Below are 20,164 nucleotides of genomic sequence, written 5' to 3'. Positions count from 1 at the left end.
GATATGGAACTAAATCCAATTAAAGCGTCCGATAACATTGTAGAAAAATATTTAGGATATATTGAAACTACTTTTTATATTAATGATAAAGAGTACATGAAGCAGTTTCGCAAATATATTGAAAATGCTAACTACTTCGCAAAAGGGCCTTATCTTGACTTTTCGGATTCGTTTGAATTTGGTCAAAGCATCAAAGATCTTATTGATAAAGGTATTCTAAGTCGAGAATTCATAAAATTATATCAAGGGGAAAAGAAAGAAAAAATTTTAAATCGAAACTTATATAAACATCAAGAGCTATCGATTCGTAAAATTAGAGACGGTAAAAATTTAGTTGTGACAACAGGTACAGGTTCAGGGAAAACAGAATCTTTTTTGTTGCCAATTATTAATTATTTAATGGAACAAAAGGAATCTGGAGATCTTAGCGATGGTGTTAGAGCTCTTATTATTTATCCTATGAATGCTCTTGCTAATGATCAAATGAAAAGGATGAGAGAGCTTTTAGTGGATTATCCGAATATTACTTTTGGTTCTTATACGGGGGAGACAGAAAGAGAAGATAAGGCTGCAGTGTCAAAGTATATGTCGCTTAATAATGGTGAGAAACCAATATCTAATGAAAGAATTTCAAGAAGGCAAATGAAAGAAAAACCTCCTCATATTCTGATAACGAACTATGCGATGTTAGAGTATTTGCTTTTAAGACCGGACGACAATGTTTTTTTCATGGGACATACTCTAATGAATGGAAATTTATTGTTCTAGATGAAGCACATACTTATACCGGAGCAACCGGTATTGAAGTTTCAATGTTATTGAGGAGGTTGAAGAATACTTTAAGTAGTTGTAATGATATTAAATTTATTTTAACAAGTGCTACTCTTGGAGATGAAAAAGATAATCAAGATATTTGTGATTTTGCATCGAGGTTATGTACTGGAGCATGCTTTGATGAAAACAGTATTGTTCGTGCTTTTCGATATTCTGAATTTAATCTTAAGAGTAGTAGAGAATATCCTAGTAAAATTTATAAAAGGATAAATAAGCTTTTAGAACGTAGGGTTAAGTTTGACAAAGTTTTGGAATTAATTCGTGAATTTGACGATGACTTTCAAACCACAGCTCAAAGCATTCCTGAACTTTTATATGATCTATTAATTCAAGATAAATTTTACTATCAAATGCGTGAGGTCCTTAAGGAAGAACCAGTAACAATCAAAAACATTTCCACACGTTTAAATATAGATGAATTGGATATTGTGGCTTTTGTATCTATTGCGCGTAAAGCAGAAAAAAATAATATAATGCTATTGGATGCTCGATATCACATGTTTATTCGTGCATTAGAAGGTGCTTATATTGTTCTTGGGGTAAATAAAGATTTGTCTATTATCCCTAGAGACAAAGCTTTTATCAGAGGAGATAAGTATAAGAGCTATAAGATATCTGTTTGCAAATACTGTGGATGTGTTTATATTGAAGGTAAGATAGAAGAGTCACATTTGGTGCAGAAAAAAGAGTATGAAAATGATGATGTTAACAATCTTTATATGCTATTAAGCGATGCTGAAGGGTCAGCATGTTTGGATGAATATTCTATCAGTGGTGTAGAAGAAAATATGTATAAGCTTTGTGGGAAATGCGGAATGATTGAAAAAGCAAATGTTGTAAAAGACAATATGTGCAATTGTGGGCAAGAACATATTGTAAAAGTCGTTGAGTCCGTGACTAAAAATAAAGTTTTAAATAAGTGTTTGTCATGTGGATTAATCAATACCAAGGGATCTGTATTAAGAGGATTTTATTTGGGTCAAGAAGCAGCAGCTAGTGTCATTGCATCAAGTCTTTATGAGGAAATGCCCTCTCAACAAGTGGAAATACATGAAAAACCAAACAAAGTAGATGATGACTTTTTTGGAAGAGAGAATGATGGAGAACCAATTAAACAAGATATTATTACTAAGAAAGCTAAAAAGCAACTCTTAGTGTTCTCTGATAGCAGGCAGGAAGCAGCATATTTTGCTAGTTATTTTGACTTTACTTATAATAATATCCTTAGGAGACGTCTTCTAATAGAAGCATTACGTGAATTAGATGAATATGCTACAGATTCAGGAATTGATATTGGTATGGCAGTAAAAAAGCTAGCTGCCTTATTAGAGCAGCACGAAATTGTTGAAGCAGAAGATTCATTGAAAGAAGCTTGGAAGACACTTCTTTATGAAATTTCTAGTAATGATAGAAATAGTTTAGAAAATATTGGATTAGTTTCATTTGAATTTCAATCAGAATCAGTACCTAAGATTGGTTCATTTGTTGGTCAAGATGTATCAACAATCCAACGCGTTCTAGCCAATAGTTTTAAGCGAGATTGCATATTTGATTTTCCTTATTGTAAGGAAATGTTGAAGTGTGATAAGGAATACTATACTTACAAGGGCATTGAATCTTCAATGTCTAAAGTATTGACACAGCATGAAAGCAAGAAAAGCTATAGAAAAGCATGGATATCGACAAATAATGCAAATGTAAGATTTGATTATTTAAAGAAAACTCTTGGAATCAATGATAAGGGCGAGGTAAATAAATATTTGGAAAATATTTGGAATGGTATTTTTATAGGAAGAGGACATCTTGTTGCAAAGGCACCAGACCAATATGTTATGAATATTAGTAAATTTAAGATTAGAACATCATTCACCCATGACATTCAATGGTACATTTGCGACAAATGTGGCAAGTTGACTGTCAACAATATCAATAATATTTGTCCAGCAAATAGGTGTGATGGGAAATTGTCACTATGTAATTTTGAAAAAGATTTTGCAAATAATCATTATAGAAAACAATATTTAGAGTTAGACATATTCCAAATGAAAGTTAAAGAACATACAGCTCAACTAAGTCCTGAAACGGCTAAGCGTTATCAGGAAATGTTTGTTAAGAATAAAATTAATGTATTGAGCTGTTCTACTACTTTTGAAATGGGAGTTGATGTAGGTGAACTAGAAACAGTATTTATGAAGAATATGCCACCTACTCCTGCTAATTATGCTCAAAGGGCAGGACGAGCTGGTCGAAGAAAAGATTCAGTTGCATACTCTTTGACTTTTTGTAGATTGTCCTCTCACGATTTAACTTATTTTAATTCACCAGTTAAAATGATAAAAGGAAGAATTTATCCGCCACGATTCAAAATAGAAAACGAAAAGATAGTTAAAAGACACACGAATGCTGCAATTATTGCATCTTACTGGAAGTTAAATTCAGATTCATATAAAGATGTTGGGACATTCTTCGATAATGAAAATTTCACAAGATTAATTAACTATATTGATAATCTTCCTCAGAGTGTAATGAGTTATATCAATGCATTTATTCCAAATGAACTTAAGAATCAAGCATCTGATTGGTTAGTTGATTTAACTTCAGAGGACGGAATTCTTATAAAAGAGTTTGCACAATATACAGCTGAATTAGATGAATTGTCAAAATTAAGAAAAGAAGCTGTGAAAAAAACAAGTATTGGTGAATCGTTAGGGGACTATATAAATAAGATCGATCAATATGTTGAAAAAATCAAGAAAGAAAATATCATTCCATTTTTATCTAAAAAAAATATTATTCCAAAGTATGGATTTCCAGTAGATACGGTAGAACTAGTTACTTCTTTTGATAAAAATGCAATAATTAATAGTTTTGACAAATCTTCCAAATTACGATTGCAACGAGATCTGATGATTGCAATTTCTGAGTATGCTCCAGGATCAGAAGTTATTGCTGATGGGGATATTTACAAGAGTCAGTATATAAAGAGACCTACTGGACAAAACAAAGTATGGAATCTATACGATTTTGGTATTTGCTCAAATAAGAAATGTGGTCATCTAAATATTAAACGTCATATTTCAGAAGATAATAATAGATTTGTTGGAAAATGTGAAATATGTGGTGATGCAGTTCAAAAGGACAATACATTCATTATTCCAGAGTATGGATTTATTATTAGCCCTCAAATTAAAAAATCGACAATAAAAAAACCAGAAAGGACTTACAGAGGTGAAATATTCTATATTGGAGATAAAAGCGAAATCATAGAAAATGAGTATAAAGAAGTAAAGATTAACAACTACAAAATTAGCATCAAGTCTACATCAAATGATGAACTAGTGGTAATCAATACATCTAACTTCTTTGTATGTGACAATTGTGGATACTCCACTGTCAATGAAAAACTTCGTGACGAAAATTTCATGATAGATAAAGACTATCATAATAATCCATTTGGTAACCGTTGTCCTAATAAAAAACTGTATCGCAGGACACTTGGTCATAAGTTCAAAACTGATGTAGCTTATATTTCGGTTCATAAATACTTAGAAAAGGAGACAGCGTTGTCAGTTGTTTATGCTCTTTTAGAGGGTGTAAGCCAATATCTTGGTATTGAAAGAAATGATATATCTGGAACTTTACACTATAACCAACTGGAGGGTGGAATCTGGGAAACTAATTTTATTCTTTTTGATACTGTTCCCGGGGGAGCCGGGCATGTAAGAAGAATTGGTGAAGCAGATGAAATACAGTTAACCAATATGATTAAAAAGTCTCTTAATATTGTTAAACAATGTAATTGTGGTGAAGACAGTAACGGAGATGCAGCATGTTATAGCTGTTTATGCAATTACTATAATCAAAAGCATCATGACATTATTAAGCGTAGATATGCAGTTGAGTTTTTTGAAGAAATATTACAATAGTTTGAATGAATTGCATATAAAAGGAAGTTTTGATAGATTATGTAAAGAACATGCTATTAAATATTCATTGTAATGATTTCCTTATAAAAAGGGTGGAAGACAATACTATGTACATAGATACAACATAATTATAAAAATAAAAGCTAGTATATGCTAGCTTTTATTTTTTTGCAAATATTATTAAGTATATAAACAGTTACTATAACTAAAATCATGATAAAAATATATATAAAAGCAGTTTAGATAATTTTTTATGATACTATATAAATATAGAAAAATGTATTTAAAGAGGAAATAGGGGGAAATATGGAGAAATACACAGCTGCCTATTCGTATACAAATTATAACTTTGTTATACAAAATATAGAAGGCAAAGACAACATAAACAATAAATTTTATCCATTAATATGTGTATTAAAAAATATACTACAAAGAGGATGCCCAACAAGGATGTCAAGTTATTTAACTGAAAAATTAGGTGACATTGATTTAAAGAAAGTGAAGTATTTTGGGCTTATAGATGATGAAACACCAAGATGGATAAATACTATAAAAGGTGACTCTGAAAATTATAACTATCCAGCAAAGGTATTTTTTGAAGAATTAATCCCTTTATATTTTGGAGAGTATGCTTTTGTTCAAAAGTTAATAAAACCAGAAGTTGAGATTAAGGATATAGTTGAAAAAGAAAATCCAGAATTCATATATCAAAAGGTGGATTTTTATTTACATAGATGTAAATTAGTTATAGAAATTGATGGACACCATCATGAAGAACCTATACAAAAATACCAAGATACACAAAGGGACAATTATTTAGCAGAGCAAGGAATTAGAACTATTAGAATAAAAACAAAAGATATTAACGATAAGAGTAAATCTTTTCATGAAAGAATCGATGAAATATTAAATCACATTAGTAAATATGAAAAAGTTTTAATGATTTATAAGGATGTAAGAAATATAGATGATTATAATGGAAATGAAATAAAATCATTAAAAGCGTGTGCAATTATAAGGATGCAGTTGACTTTATTATCACTTCTTCAAAAAGAGAAAATTCATATAGATGATAAAGAGTGGAAGATTAATATTTTACAGAGAGATATATATGGATTTATTGAATTGGCTATAGAAGATTTATTTGCATGGTTTGAAAACTTGTGTATTTTAAATAATATGGAGTTTAAAAGACCTAAGATTAATATTATAGAGGGTAGAAGAGTTGAAGATTTTGTATATTATCAAGATTATATAAATATAGATTTTAGTATTAACAAAAGATATACTGATGAAAATGAAATAAACAAAAAAGTAATATATGTAAGAGGAGCCTATTTCGATAAGGTAAACTATTTTAAAGTTAATACAACAGATCCTATATGTTATAGAATTGATAAAGAAAATAGAAAATGTGTAGAAGCACTAGAGTTTTTACTAAAAAGTATATTTGGATACGATAAATTTAGAGATGGTCAGTTACCAATTATAATTAATTCATTGCAAGGAGAGGATACAGTAGGCATTTTACCAACAGGTTCAGGAAAATCTATTTGTTATCAATTAGTAGCTTTATTACAGCCATGTATAAGTTTTGTCGTTTGTCCTATAAAATCTCTCATATATGATCAAGAGGAAAATTTAAAAAAAGTTAACATAAGTAATGTGGCTAGTATTACAGGAGATAAGGATGGAGAAGAAAAAGCAGAGATAATAAACTCTTTTTCAAATGAAAAGTATCAATTTATATTTATATCACCAGAGAGATTCCAAAGTAAAGTATTTAGGCAATCTTTGGAGGATTTGAATCTGTATAGTACTGTAGGGTTAGCTGTTATAGATGAGGTACATTGCTTGTCAGAATGGGGACATGATTTTAGAACTTCCTATTTAAATTTAGTAAGAACTATTAGAAATTATACTCCATCATCAAGGTTGTTAGGACTAACAGCTACAGCATCAAACTTTGTGTTAAATGATATAAAAAAAGAATTTGAAATAGATAGTTATAATATTAAAACTTTAACTTCTTTTACAAGAGAAGAGTTGGATTTTAAAGTAATAAGATGTAATGAAATGGATAAAGAAAAGAAAAAGATTCTCTTTGATACATTGAAAGAGTTGAATGATAAAAATAATATATTTGATTTAAGCGGTGAAGAAACAAACGCAGGAATTATATTTACACCTAATGTAAATGGAAAACGAGGATGTTATCAGATATCTCAAGAGATTAATAGTAAGTTTAAAGCAAATTCCAATTATTATTCTGGTAAATCACCTGAAAAATATCGCAAACCTATAATGGATACCAAAACTTATACTGAACATAAAAATAAAGTGCAAGAAAATTTTAAGAATAATAAAATACCATTATTAGTAGCAACAAAGGCTTTTGGTATGGGAATAGATAAACAAAATGTAAGATATACTATTCACTTTGGCATTCCTATGTCTTTGGAATCTTTATATCAAGAGGCAGGAAGAGCTGGTAGAGATAAAAATAAAGCAGATTGTTTTGTTTTATATGAATCTGAAATTGTAGATGAAAATATCATTGATAAATTCTTTAGTTTAGATACTCCTGTAGAAGAATTAAGAGAGATACAGCAAGATTTGTCCTATGATGAGCAAAAGGATGTCCTGAATAATTTTTTCTTGTGGTTAAGTAATAATAAAGGAATTGAACATGAGTTTCATGTAATTAAGTCTGTATATGATAATTATGCATCACCTGGTGTTACAAAAAAAGTTCAGTGTAAAAAATTAGGATTTAATTTATCAGATGTACAAAAGGCTATTTATAGATTAAGTGTAATGGGAGTAGTATATGACTGGACTATAGAATTATGGGACAGTAATAAAGGAATACTTGAAGTATTATTTGATGATTTTGATATAGATAAGATAAAAAAAGCTATAGAGAATTATATACATAAATATAACAAGGAATTTGACTATACAAGTCTATATTCTACAAACAGTTTTAAGCACAACAAAACAAATTTACAAATGAAACAAGTTCTAGAAGATGAAAATTTTGATGAAATAGAAAGACAAGTTAGAGCATTATTAATTTGGGTTTATGATAATATTGTTTATACAAGAAGACAATCTATAAAAAATATATCTGATACATGTAGAAATTTTACAGATGGAGAGTCTTTTAAAAAGGTAATTGAAAACCATTTTAAATTTGACGATGATACATACTTATTAGATTATATTGCAGAAAATCCTACAGAATATCATAACTGGTTTGATATATTGACACCTAAAAAAGAGATTCAAAGTAAAATTTACATAGAAAATATAAAAGGAACTCTAGGAAGATTTTTAGAAAGTTATAGATATAATACTGGACTAAACTTTATAAGTGGAATTACTAGATTAATATGTGATGAGTTTACTAATGTAGATGGAAAACAAAGGCTTGAATCAGCTTTTAATCAAATTTGCGAATATGATGATTACAGCAGAAATGAAATTTTAGATTTTTGTTTGAAAATAGGTGATAGTCTAACTGAAGAAAACAAAATACATTTAAGTAAAATATTATGTGATAACTATAAAGATAAACTAAAGATACACGAAGCTTTAGAAGATAATCATAGCTTAAAGCTAATGATTGAAGAAAATAACGCAAGATTAAAGAACATATTGGGGAGGATACAATGTCAGAAGCTAGAAAATTAGTAGAAGTGATAGATCAACTAGAAAAACAAAGTGAAGAACTTAACTCTGCAATAGATTTATATACACATATAGATAATCTTTATGCAAAAGTAAGCAATACAAGTTTAAAATATGAAAAGGTATTTGATGATATGGACAAAGCTAAATCATATCTAAAAGATGCTAGTAAAAATATAAAAAATAATTTAGAAAATACAAATTATGAAGAAAAACTAGAAAATATAAGATTACATATTGATAAATTAAATAGTAATACAATTAACTTGTCCAATGATATTATAAATATCATTGCTAGCTTAAGGGAGTTAAATGAGAATGATAAATTATTTAAAGAAGATATCAGAAATACAAATAATAATATTGATGAATTATATAAAGTAGTATCAAGTTTGAAAGATCAGATAGAAATAAATAAAAGTGATTACAACGATAAGTTAGATGAATCTTTGAATAATTTAAAGGATGAAATTATAGAAAGTTTGAATAAGAAGATGAGCTCAATGGAGGAAGCCTACAATAAGCATTTAAAAAATATTTATATTGGCTTAGGAGTTGTGTTGATAATTTCTATTGTTAATATTTTTATATAAATAGCTTAAAGAGTTCATGGATTAATTAGGAAAACAATTTAACAAATATTATTGTCAAGGAACAACTAGCAACTTAGCCACTGCGTGTCTCAGAGTTTCCCCTAGGGATGCAGTTCTTGACAGTTTATGTCAAGAACTTGCTATATATTTAAAGTTTAACTTATGCGGGGTGATAGATAATGGAAGCGAATAAAGTATTACTTCAAAAGATGTACACAAAGATAATAATTGAATTTTCCAAACAAACAGGCAAGGACTTAGAAGAAAGCTTGGATTATTTTTATAAATCTAATACATATGATTTAATTAAAAATGGTGTGTCTGATATACATTGTAGAGGATATAAATACTTAGAAGATGAATTAATGCTAGAATATGGATTTAAACATCATAAAGGATATGTAAATTAAATCTATTAGTTGAAAAGTTAATGAAGTTTTAAATGATAGGGCGATAATACTAAAGTATATTGCCCTTTTTTATAGATAACTATGACCACCCAATGTTTGAAGATGATGTCTATGTCCCAGATTATAATTAATATATAGAAATATATGAAAACCTATATCATAGTGATTAATATCTATGATATAGGTTTTTAATTTAAAATTTATTATTCTAATAAAGAAGTAACTTCTCCTACATAATATAAGTTTAATACATGAAGAGCTCTTGTACAGCAAGTATACAGAAGCAATCTTTCATCTTCACTGTTATAATTTTTATTACTTACATCATATAGAAATACCACATCAAACTCAAGACCTTTAGCCAGATAGGAAGGTATTACTACTATACCATTAGTGAAACTATCATCATCTTTTGTTATAGAACTTACATCTATATCATTTGATTTTAATAATTCATACAAATCTTCAGTTTGGCTTGCTGTTTTTGTGATAATACCAATAGATTCATAATTCTTTTCTTTGTAATTATTTATCTCTTCAATAAGTTTTTTATTCATATTATCTTCATTGTCAAAATTAATAACACTAGGCTCATCACCATGTCTTCCCACATATCCATCACTTAGATTTTCTCGTAGAAGTTTTCTTGAGAATTTAGTAATTTCCTCTGTTGAACGATAAGTTTTTGTTAAGTTTATTATACAAGTATCGTCCTTTGATATATTATAAATATTATTATAACTTCCTATGTTCATAAATGAATTAATTGATTGATTTATATCTCCAAGTATAGTCATTTTTGCAGATTTGAAAAGTTGATAAAATATTTCATATTGCAGTGGAGTATAGTCCTGAGCTTCATCTATAATTACATATTTAATTTGTGAGGTAATCGGAATATCCCCAAGTACAACTTTTAAGTATAAAAGAGCAACTTGATCTTCATAGTAAAGATTATTTACATTTAAATTATCCATTGTGTAAGTTTTTATATGATTTATAAAATCGCTATCATATTTATAACTTAATTTATTTAAAGATTTATTTGAATACTTAAATAGATTTCTATAAATACTAACAGGATTAAAATATGTCATTCTTGAAATCTTCTCATAAACATCTTTTAAGTGTTTTCTTACAGTTTCACTACTTTTTTCTTTCATCTCCTGCTTGTCTAGATAATATCCAGAAGAAGCCAGCTCTTCATATATTTCTTTTCTCCAAGCATCTTCATAAGGTTCCATAAGGAATAATATTCTTGATTTTATTCTTTCTAATCTTTTCTTTATTGGTCTATTAGCAAAGTCTTTTAAAAATAGATTTTGTATTTCCTGTGCTGAAATTATTAATTTTCCTCTTACAATAATATCTTCAAAATGTCTTTTACTTGTTTCTAAATGATTTACATATTCTTTTAAAATATGAACAAATTCAACTGAGGTTTTAAAATTAATATTTTTAATTCTATTTTTGTAAGATGAATTTTTATTACAACCAAGTATATATTCCATCATCTCAGCAGGTGTTTCTTTTTTAAATCTATTACCTAGTTTTTCATGCATATAATCTTTAAATGTGGTTTGGTACATATTTTCTTCACCAAGTTGGGGCAATACATTTGAGATATAGTCATTAAAAATGTTATTTGGTGAAAATATGATTATATTTTCACATGTTATTTTATCTCTATGTTTATATAGTAAATATGCAATTCTATGAAGTGCTACAGATGTTTTTCCACTACCAGCAGCTCCTTGAACTACTAAATTTTTATAATCTTCATTACGTATTACTTGATTTTGCTCTTTTTGAATAGTAGTAACAATACCTTTCATTTTATCATCAGAACTTTTGCTTAACAGTTCTTGCAACATTTCATCATCAATGCTTAAATTACTGTCAAACATATACTCAATTTTTCCATTATTGATTTTATATTGTCGCTTACTAGTTATTTCTCCAGAGATAACACCTTGTGGGCATTCATAGTTTGACGCTCCAATTTCATAGTCATAAAACATACTTGAAATAGGTGCTCTCCAGTCATATACAAGAAAATCGAAATCTTCATCTGTCAGATTTGATAATCCAATATAACACTTTTCAGCATCTAGTTCATTTTTTTCAGCAAAATCAATTCGTCCGAAATAAGGAGATACAAGCATTTTTTCATACTTTTCTTCAAGTTTTTTATTGAATTCATGACTTCTTTTTTGATTTTTCATAGTATCCATAGCTGATACAAACTCTGAAATTTGATCCAATCCATTTGTTATGGAAATAGATCCTAAGTCATCCCATAATTCCCTTTGTGTTTCTTTTGCTTCCATTTGTAATCTATCTTTGGCTTCACGTTTTTCATCAAGTTGTTTTGTAGTCTCTTTAAGGACTTTTTCCAACCATTCATTTTCTAGATTCCATTCATAACTATTTATACTCACTCTACGTCCTCCTTGATTATACAAATCAACTTATTTTAATCTACTATATCAATTATATACAAAATGAAGTATATTCATAGTCTAAAAAAATATCTATATTTATGATATAATTACAGTGGGAAAATAAATAATATAATTTAATTGTATATAAAAAGGTTAAAATACTACTAAAAGTGTTTTAACCTTTTTTGTCTATTTATGATATAATTAAAATTTAGAGAATATCTAAATAAAATAACTATAGGAGGACAATATGACGAATACTATATATTTAGTTAGACATGGCCAAACGCAGTGGAATATAAAAGGAAAAACTCAAGGTCATGGTAATTCAAAATTAACTGAAAAAGGTGTTAATCAAGCTAAAGAACTAGCTGACAGTATGGTTAAATATCCTATTGACTACATATATTCAAGTGATCTTGGTAGAGCAGTAGAAACTGCAGAAATAATAAGTGATAAATTTGATTTAGATGTAATAAAAACTTCAGGTCTTAGAGAAATGGGCTTTGGAGCATGGGAAGGCCTTTTAATAAAAGAAATTCAAGAAGATTATAAAGACATATATCATACTTGGAGAAATGAGCCTCACCTTGCAGAGATACCGGGTGGAGAAACTCTTCAAATTATAAAAGAAAGAACAGATAAATTTTTAGATGAGTTAAATGAAAAATATGATGGTAAACATATTGTACTTGTAACTCACTCTGTAACAGCAAGAGTAATACTTCTTTCTGTTTTAAATTCAGGTATGGAAAATATATATAGAATTAATCAAGGAAATACTGCACTAAATGTTATTGAATTTAGGGATTATGGCCCAGTTGTTATAAAAATGAATGATACAAGCCATATTAAAACTAATCATAAACTAGAAAATAGTGCATTAGAATAGGAGAAAATAATGTCAAAAGTAATAGTAGTAGGTGGAGGTCCATCAGGAATGATGGCAGCACTTGTAGCCTCTAAAAACTCTCATGAAGTTACCTTAATAGAGAGAAATGAGGAACTAGGAAAGAAGCTTAAGCTTACTGGTGGTGGAAGATGTAATATTACAAACAAAAGATACATTGAAGACTTTTTCGATAAAGTTGTGACTAATAAAAAGTTCTTATACAGTGCCCTTTATTCATTTACCAATGAAGACTTATTAAGCTTCTTAGACGAAAGCAATCTTGAGTACAAAGTTGAAGAACATAATGACTATAAGGTTTATACAAAAAGCGATAAGGCAACTGAGCTTATCAATAAATTTAAAGACTTATTAATAGAAAATAATATAAAAGTTCTTTATAATAGCAAGGTTGTGGATTTAATTATAAATGAAAACAGTAAAATAGAAGGTGTTGTTTTAGACAATAATACTAAAGTCCTTGGAGATAAAGTAATAATATCAACAGGTGGAAAAAGTCATTCTAAAACTGGATCTGATGGTACAATGCATAAAATATTATCAAAACATGGTCATACTGTAACTAATACTTATCCTGCTTTATCACCTTTAAAAATTAAAGAAGATTGGACAAGAAGATTACAGGGTATATCTTTAAAGGATATAGAAATATCATGTAAAATTAAAAAGAAAAAAATATGCAAAAGAGGAGACATGCTCTTTGCTCATTTTGGGATAACAGGACCAGTAGTACTTATCATATCATCTTATATTAACAAAAACTTAGAAAATGAATCTGTAGAACTAAATGTTGACATTTTACCAGATGTAACTAGAGAAGAAATAAGCAAAATTATAAGAGAAAATCCTAATAAAAACATTGCAAACAACTTAAAATCCATATTACCACTTAACTTTTTAAAAGAAATTTTAGATTTATTAAATCTTAGTGAAACAAAACCTAATGAATTAACTAAAGAAAATGAAAATAAAATTATTGATTATATAAAAAATATGAAGTTAACTACAAATTCAACTTTAGGAATACAAGTTTCAATGGTGACAAGCGGTGGTGTATCTGTTAAAGAAATTAATTCTTCTTCAATGGAGTCTAAAATAATAGAAGACTTATATTTTACAGGAGAAGTAATAGATGTAGATGCAGAAACTGGAGGATATAATCTTCAAATAGCTTTTTCAACAGGTTATTTAGCAGGTATAAGTTTATAGCTTATAAAATACTTTAAATAAGAATGAAATAGGAGAAATAGCATGAATAATTTAGTAATAGCAATAGATGGACCAGCAGGAGCTGGAAAAAGTACAATAGCAAAAATAATAGCCGACAAATTAAACATAAACTACATAGATACAGGAGCTATGTATAGAGCTGTAACTTTAAAATGTTTACAAAATAAAGTAAATATAGAAAATGAAAATGAAGTAATAGAATTAGCAAAGAAAACAGAAATAGACTTTAAGGAGAATAATATCTACTTAGATGGAAAAGTTGTAAACGAAGAAATAAGAACAATAGAAGTAACTAATAATGTATCTAACGTTGCAAAAATAAAAGAAGTTAGATACTTAATGGTAGATGTACAAAGAGAAATTGGTACAAGAAACTCTGTAATACTTGACGGAAGAGATATAGGTTCATATGTTTTCCCAAATGCTGATTATAAGTTCTTCCTTATAGCTACACCAAAAGAAAGAGGAGCTAGAAGATATAAAGAATTAGTAGCAAAAGGTGTTGAAGTTAAACTTCAAGATGTAATAGATGATATAATTAAAAGAGACGAGATAGATTCTTCTAGAGAGTTTGCTCCTCTAGTTAAAGCAGAAGATGCCATAGAAATAGATACTACTGGTAAAAGCATAGACGATGTGGTTGAATCAGTTTTAAATAAAATTAAATAAGGGAGAGATGCATTTGAGTTTTTATAAATTTGTTTTAAGTTTATTTAGATTATATAGTAAAGTATTTTACAAATACGAAGTAATTGGGGCAGAAAATATTCCCAATGAAGGAAATTTAATAATAGCAGCTAATCACAAATCTAATTTAGATCCTATTTTTGTAGCAGCCGCTATTAAAAACAGAACAGTTGCACCTATAGGAAAAAAGGAATTATTTGAAAATAAAATATTAGGTAAAATATTGACTAATTTAAATGTTATACCTATAGATAGAGAAAATCCAGGTATCTCTACAATAAAGACCATTCTAAAAAAATTAAAAGAAGGTTATGCTGTTGGTATATTTCCAGAAGGAACTAGAATAAAAGGAAATGGATTTGGTGATGCCAAAGCAGGTTTAGCTTTATTTGCTGTTAAAGGAAAAGCTAATGTAGTTCCTATATCAATAATATCAAATTATAAAATATTTAATAAAGTAACAATCTACATTGATAAACCAATTTCATTTGAAGAATATTATAAGCAAAAGTTAAGTGCAGAAGATTATGAAAGATTATCTGGAGATGTACTTGAAGTAATTAAAGATAATTATTATAAAAGATAGGAGATTTGTTATGGAGGTTAGAATAGCAAAAAATGCGGGATTTTGTTTTGGCGTTAAAAGAGCTATGAACATGGCTTGGGATGAACTAGAAAACAAAACTAGTGATAATGTATATTCCCTAGGTCCCCTTATTCATAATAAACAAGCCGTAGATAGATATAAAGAAAAGGGATTAATGGAGATGGATTCATTAGATAAAATCCCTAGTGAAAGTAAACTTATAATCAGATCTCATGGTGTTGGTAAAAAAATATACACTGAGTCTGAATCAAAAAATATGGATATAGTAGATACAACTTGTCCATTTGTAAAAAAAATACACGATATTGTTAAAGAGTTTTCTCATAAAGGTTATAAAATTATAATAGTTGGTAATTCTACTCATCCAGAAATAATAGGAATTAACGGTTGGTGTGATAACAACGCAATAATAATAAATAAAGAAGAAGAAATTGATAATATAACATTTGATAATAATAATAAATACTGTGTTGTTAGCCAAACAACTGCTAACTTAGAATCTTTTGATAAAATTGTTTCTAAGTTAAAAAGTAAAATAAAAGACTTAACTGTTAACAATACAATTTGCTCTGCTACAAAAGAAAGACAACTATCAGCCACTGATTTGGCAAAAGAAGTTGATTGTATGATAGTTATTGGAGGTAAACATAGTTCTAACACTCAAAAACTTGTAAATATATGTAAGAATATAGTACCTACTTTTTCCATTGAAACTAAAGAAGAATTGGAAAAAAGTAAGTTAGAAAAATTCAAAGTAGCAGGTGTAACTGCAGGAGCTTCCACACCTGATTGGATAATAGATGAAGTAATAGAATACTTAAAAGAAATATAGTATGAAAAATCCACTAATTTATTAGTTTTAATAAATTAGTGGATTTTTCATATTATAATTAAGATAAATAAGTATTTTATGGAGGAAATTTATATGGCTATGTGGAATCCTTGGCGTGGTTGTAAAAAATGTAGCGATGGCTGTAAATATTGTTATATTCATAAAGGAGATTATAAAAGAAATATAAATACTAATGAAATAATCAAAACTAATGATTTTTACAAACCTATAGAAAAATTCAAAAACGGCAATTATAAAATAAAATCTGGTACAGTATATGTATGCTTCTCCTCTGATTTTTTAATTGAAGAAGCTGATTCCTGGAGGGATGAATGTTGGAAAATGATAAAAGAAAGAAGTGATTTAAAATTCTTATTTTTAACAAAAAGAATAGATAGATTTAAAAATTGTATTCCAAAAGACTGGCATGATGGTTATGATAATGTAATTGTATGTTGTACCATAGAAAATCAGAATAATGCAGATTATAAATTATCTATTTTTAAAGATTTACCTATAAAACATAAATGCATCACAGCTCAACCTTTACTTGAAAATATAGATATACAAAAATATTTGGATGATATTGAGCTTGTTGTAGCAGGTGGTGAATCAGACTATAATGCAAGGCCACTAAATTATGATTGGGTACTTCATGTTAGAAACCAATGCATAAAAGCAAATGTTAATTTTGAGTTTAGACAATGTGGTACATACTTTCTAAAGGATAATAAGATGTACAAACTTCAAGTTAAAGATTTATGCAAACAAGCAAAGTTAGCAAATATAAATTATAAAAAGAAATAAATTAAGGGAGGGTTTCATGGGGATAGATATAAATAGCAATATAAAAATAGGAAAAATAAAAAAAGGTAATAAAAATCTAATTACAGATGTAAAAGGTATTAAGGTAGGACATGTAACATTAAATTCTAAAAATATAAAAACAGGTGTCACTGCCATACTACCACACGAAAACAATATATTTAAAGAAAAGGTAATGGCAGCAAGTTATGTTATAAATGGATTTGGCAAAAGTGTTGGACTTATTCAAATAGACGAACTTGGAACTTTAGAAACACCAATAATACTTACAAATACACTAAGTGTAGGAACATGCACTACAGCACTGATTAAATATATGTTAAAAAACAATGAGGATATTGGTGTAACTACAGGAACAGTAAATCCCGTGGTTATGGAGTGTAATGATGGCTATTTAAATGATATTAGAGGTCTACATATTAAAGAAGAACATGTTAAAGAAGCTATAGAAAATGCATCTGTAGATTTTAAAGAAGGATGCGTTGGAGCTGGCATGGGTATGAGTTGCTATGAATTAAAAGGTGGAATAGGTTCATCTTCAAGAGTTGTTGACCTAGATCATAAAAAATACACAGTAGGTAGCTTAGTTCTTACAAATTTAGGTCTAAAAGGTGATTTAATTTTGGATAATAAAAACATGGGTAAAAATATAAATACTATGGACAATTATGAAAAAGAAAAGGGCTCTATAATAATTATCCTTGCTACGGATATTCCTCTTAGTGAAAGACAGTTAAAAAGAGTAGCGAAGAGAGCAAGTGTTTCTCTTGCTAAAACTGGGTCCTATTTAGGCAATGGAAGTGGAGATATTGTTCTTGCTTTTACTACTGCTAATAAAGTTCCTCATTATAAAAATAGTGATATTATATCTTTTAGTATGATTCATGATGATGAAATAGATAAGATATTTAGAGCAGTTGTTGAGTCTGTAGAGGAATCCATTGTAAGTTCTATGTTACATGCAACTACAGTTGTAGGTAGAGATGGTCATACTAGAAAAAGTATAAATGAGTGTATATAATATATATTAATTTATATACACGTATTAATAATTACTTCTTTCTATAATTTAGCTTTGTAATTATATTGTAAATTGTAGTGTTTAGTCATATTAGTTACAATAATAAAAAGCTAACAAGTAAGGGGGATAGTAAATTGAATTCAGATAATTTCAAAGTTAATTTATCTCTTAGGGATACGCTATCTAAACTAGATTTTGGCATAGTTAAAGAAAGTGTAACTGGAGAAAAAATAGATTATCATATAATAACAGGTAATGAGGATAATGGTGCTATATTATTAGTATATGAAAAATACTTCCAGAGAGTAGGAAATAGGATAACATTAACAATTGTTTTAGATAATATAAATGGACCAACAAAAGTTCATTCCATTGGAGGAGGAGCTGCACAAGGTATGTTTTTTAAATTTGATTGGGGTGCTAGTGAAAGCTTTACATCTTTACCAAGAGAGATTCTTAGTAAATATATTATATAAATGAAATGTAACAAAATAAATAATATGTATCTTTAAGAATTCTTTAACCTTTTATATTCTTTAACCTTTTATAAAAGAAGTATAGATACAAATTTATCTATACTCCTTTTTAAGTAAATAGCAACAGCCTATTGTACTTTCTATTTCATCCAACTTTCAGGTGAATTCATATATTCTTGAAATTTCTCTAAAAATAACCCCACATGATAGCCATCTGCCACAGCATGATGAACTGTAATAGAAAAAGGCATCATTTGTCTATTATCTTTTTTTAAAAACTTCCCACCTTGTAGAATAGGAGAATAGGTAGTCATAGGCGCAAATGGCACAGGAGTATAGCTAGAAAATTCTATCCATGGTACCATGCCTATCATAAAGTTATTTTGTGGAGCCATTTCAGTTTTAGCCATAGGTCCATGATTATCACCATATCTATTTTGGTCATCCATATAATTTTTATAGAAGATATCAAAATCATCATCATATTCTGTCCACATATTTGACATAGTATTATCATCTTTATGCAAAATAGCATAAGACGGATGTAAAACCTCGTAATAACCTAATTCACTGTCTAAAGAAGCAACTCTGAATTCCTTCATTTCACTTATTATCTTTGAAGCAACGTATAAATAAGCTGGAAAAAACTTTTTATTCTTAGTTTTTATCATATTATAGGCATTGGTAATATCAATATTTACACTAATACTGTATCCTGTTGGCAACATTTTTGTAAAATAATAAAAATACTGGTATCTATCTCACTTCTTTAAATCTATTTTATGAAAATTCTCATTTAACATTTGTATCCCTTCTTTCTTAATCTGACTTGTAAAACAAGTATATGATAAAATTTTTCACTTTGTAATCTATGCTCCGTAGAGTCTAACTCTACTAAAAGTAGATTTTGTTTCTATGTATAAATAAATATATTAAATTGTAATAATATTTTTAGTATAATAAAATAGAATTAAAGATATAAACAAGGAGTGAAAATTAATATACATGAGATCTATAAATATATTAGAAGAAATTTCAGATGGAAAGCTATATGATATTGATGATATGGTAAAAGCAGACACATGTGGTTGTAATGGATGCAGTGACTGTTGCAAAGATGTTGGAGATTTAGTAGTACTTACACCTTTTGATGTATATGAAATGGTTAACTATTTAGGTATTGAGTTTAATGAGTTATTGGGAGATAAAATCGAACTTCGCCATAATAATAAAATTTTACTACCATATTTAAAAATGCAGGGTAAAAATAAGAACTGTAGTTTTTTAGACCAAGAAGGTAGATGTATGATTCATTCTAAACGACCAAATATTTGTCGTTTGTTCCCTCTTGGAAGAGTGTATAAAGATAATGACTTTAAGTACTTTTTACAAGTAGGAAATTGTCCTAAGGAAGGTTTGAAAGACGTTAAGGTAAGAAATTGGGTTGGAATCGAAAATTATAATAAAAATAAACAGTTTATCTTAGAGTGGTATAAATTTATTAAAGCATTAACTTTCCGCTTAAAGTTTGTGAGAGATGAGAAAGAAATTGAGGAACTTAATCAAATTCTATTAGATAGCTGTTATGGCATTAAGATAAAAGAAGAAGATTTTTATTTCGAATTTCTAAAATCTTTACCTGAAATAAAAAATAGATTGGGCATTATTTAATAAAA

General features: G+C 28.1%; 15 protein-coding genes and 1 pseudogene. 14 read left to right on the top strand and 2 right to left on the bottom strand.

The features are described from left to right. The first annotated feature begins 3 nt into the window (after window positions 1-3). The 5 genes from TEGL_RS10040 to TEGL_RS10020 all read left to right on the top strand — a co-directional run bounded on the left by TEGL_RS10040 (window position 4) and on the right by TEGL_RS10020 (window position 9,456). Window positions 4-768, top strand: a complete 765-nt coding sequence (locus tag TEGL_RS10040) for a DEAD/DEAH box helicase (protein ID WP_026255106.1) — start codon at window positions 4-6, stop codon at window positions 766-768. 416 nt (window positions 769-1,184) lie between these two features. Further along, on the top strand, window positions 1,185-4,760 hold the full coding sequence (locus TEGL_RS10035; RefSeq protein ID WP_161618784.1) for a helicase-related protein: 3,576 nt from the start codon (window positions 1,185-1,187) through the stop codon (window positions 4,758-4,760). A 306-nt stretch (window positions 4,761-5,066) separates the two neighbouring features. Beyond that, window positions 5,067-8,456 (top strand): RecQ family ATP-dependent DNA helicase, encoded by a 3,390-nt coding sequence (locus tag TEGL_RS10030; protein ID WP_018590885.1) that lies wholly within the window; start codon window positions 5,067-5,069, stop codon window positions 8,454-8,456. Next, the gene (locus tag TEGL_RS10025; RefSeq protein ID WP_018590886.1) at window positions 8,435-9,046 is read left to right on the top strand and encodes a hypothetical protein; all 612 of its coding nucleotides are present in this window, start codon (window positions 8,435-8,437) and stop codon (window positions 9,044-9,046) included. The genes TEGL_RS10030 and TEGL_RS10025 overlap by 22 nt, the downstream gene beginning before the upstream one ends. A gap of 179 nt (window positions 9,047-9,225) precedes the next feature. Beyond that, window positions 9,226-9,456, top strand: a complete 231-nt coding sequence (locus tag TEGL_RS10020; protein ID WP_018590887.1) for a hypothetical protein — start codon at window positions 9,226-9,228, stop codon at window positions 9,454-9,456. A 203-nt stretch (window positions 9,457-9,659) separates the two neighbouring features. On the opposite strand, the gene helD is transcribed toward TEGL_RS10020, so the two are convergent. Beyond that, complete coding sequence (gene helD, locus TEGL_RS10015; RefSeq protein ID WP_018590888.1) at window positions 9,660-11,897, bottom strand: RNA polymerase recycling motor HelD; 2,238 nt, start codon at window positions 11,895-11,897, stop codon at window positions 9,660-9,662. Window positions 11,898-12,150: 253 nt separating this feature from the next. Between helD and TEGL_RS10010 the strand changes: the two genes are divergently transcribed. From TEGL_RS10010 to TEGL_RS09975, 8 genes are all read left to right on the top strand, one after another. Next, a complete protein-coding gene (locus TEGL_RS10010) occupies window positions 12,151-12,792 on the top strand; it encodes a histidine phosphatase family protein (RefSeq protein WP_018590889.1) in 642 nt (213 codons plus the stop codon). Between the two features lie 9 nt (window positions 12,793-12,801). Next, complete coding sequence (locus tag TEGL_RS10005; protein ID WP_018590890.1) at window positions 12,802-14,019, top strand: NAD(P)/FAD-dependent oxidoreductase; 1,218 nt, start codon at window positions 12,802-12,804, stop codon at window positions 14,017-14,019. A gap of 42 nt (window positions 14,020-14,061) precedes the next feature. Next, window positions 14,062-14,709 (top strand): (d)CMP kinase, encoded by a 648-nt coding sequence (gene cmk / locus TEGL_RS10000; RefSeq protein ID WP_018590891.1) that lies wholly within the window; start codon window positions 14,062-14,064, stop codon window positions 14,707-14,709. A gap of 13 nt (window positions 14,710-14,722) precedes the next feature. Then, window positions 14,723-15,313, top strand: coding sequence for a lysophospholipid acyltransferase family protein (locus TEGL_RS09995; RefSeq protein WP_018590892.1), 591 nt, complete (start codon window positions 14,723-14,725; stop codon window positions 15,311-15,313). Between the two features lie 10 nt (window positions 15,314-15,323). After that, window positions 15,324-16,166 carry a 4-hydroxy-3-methylbut-2-enyl diphosphate reductase gene (locus TEGL_RS09990; protein ID WP_018590893.1) on the top strand — a complete coding sequence of 281 codons (843 nt, stop codon included), beginning with the start codon at window positions 15,324-15,326 and terminating at the stop codon, window positions 16,164-16,166. Between the two features lie 93 nt (window positions 16,167-16,259). Further along, window positions 16,260-16,973 carry a DUF5131 family protein gene (locus TEGL_RS09985; RefSeq protein ID WP_018590894.1) on the top strand — a complete coding sequence of 238 codons (714 nt, stop codon included), beginning with the start codon at window positions 16,260-16,262 and terminating at the stop codon, window positions 16,971-16,973. Between the two features lie 16 nt (window positions 16,974-16,989). Next, window positions 16,990-18,012 carry a P1 family peptidase gene (locus TEGL_RS09980; RefSeq protein WP_018590895.1) on the top strand — a complete coding sequence of 341 codons (1,023 nt, stop codon included), beginning with the start codon at window positions 16,990-16,992 and terminating at the stop codon, window positions 18,010-18,012. Window positions 18,013-18,146: 134 nt separating this feature from the next. Next, window positions 18,147-18,488, top strand: a complete 342-nt coding sequence (locus TEGL_RS09975) for a DUF6054 family protein (RefSeq protein WP_018590896.1) — start codon at window positions 18,147-18,149, stop codon at window positions 18,486-18,488. 140 nt (window positions 18,489-18,628) lie between these two features. Here the strand turns inward: TEGL_RS09975 and TEGL_RS09970 are convergent. After that, window positions 18,629-19,234: pseudogene (locus TEGL_RS09970) on the bottom strand (CatA-like O-acetyltransferase); the annotation flags it as partial. A gap of 259 nt (window positions 19,235-19,493) precedes the next feature. Here TEGL_RS09970 and TEGL_RS09965 point away from each other — a divergent pair. After that, a complete protein-coding gene (locus TEGL_RS09965) occupies window positions 19,494-20,159 on the top strand; it encodes a YkgJ family cysteine cluster protein (protein WP_018590898.1) in 666 nt (221 codons plus the stop codon). Window positions 20,160-20,164: the final 5 nt, after the last annotated feature.

The organism is Terrisporobacter glycolicus ATCC 14880 = DSM 1288 (assembly GCF_036812735.1).
Taxonomy (GTDB): Bacteria; Bacillota; Clostridia; order Peptostreptococcales; family Peptostreptococcaceae; genus Terrisporobacter; species Terrisporobacter glycolicus.
The sequence above is the reverse complement of the archived record's forward strand: the minus strand, read 5'-3'. Positions and strand labels throughout refer to the sequence as shown.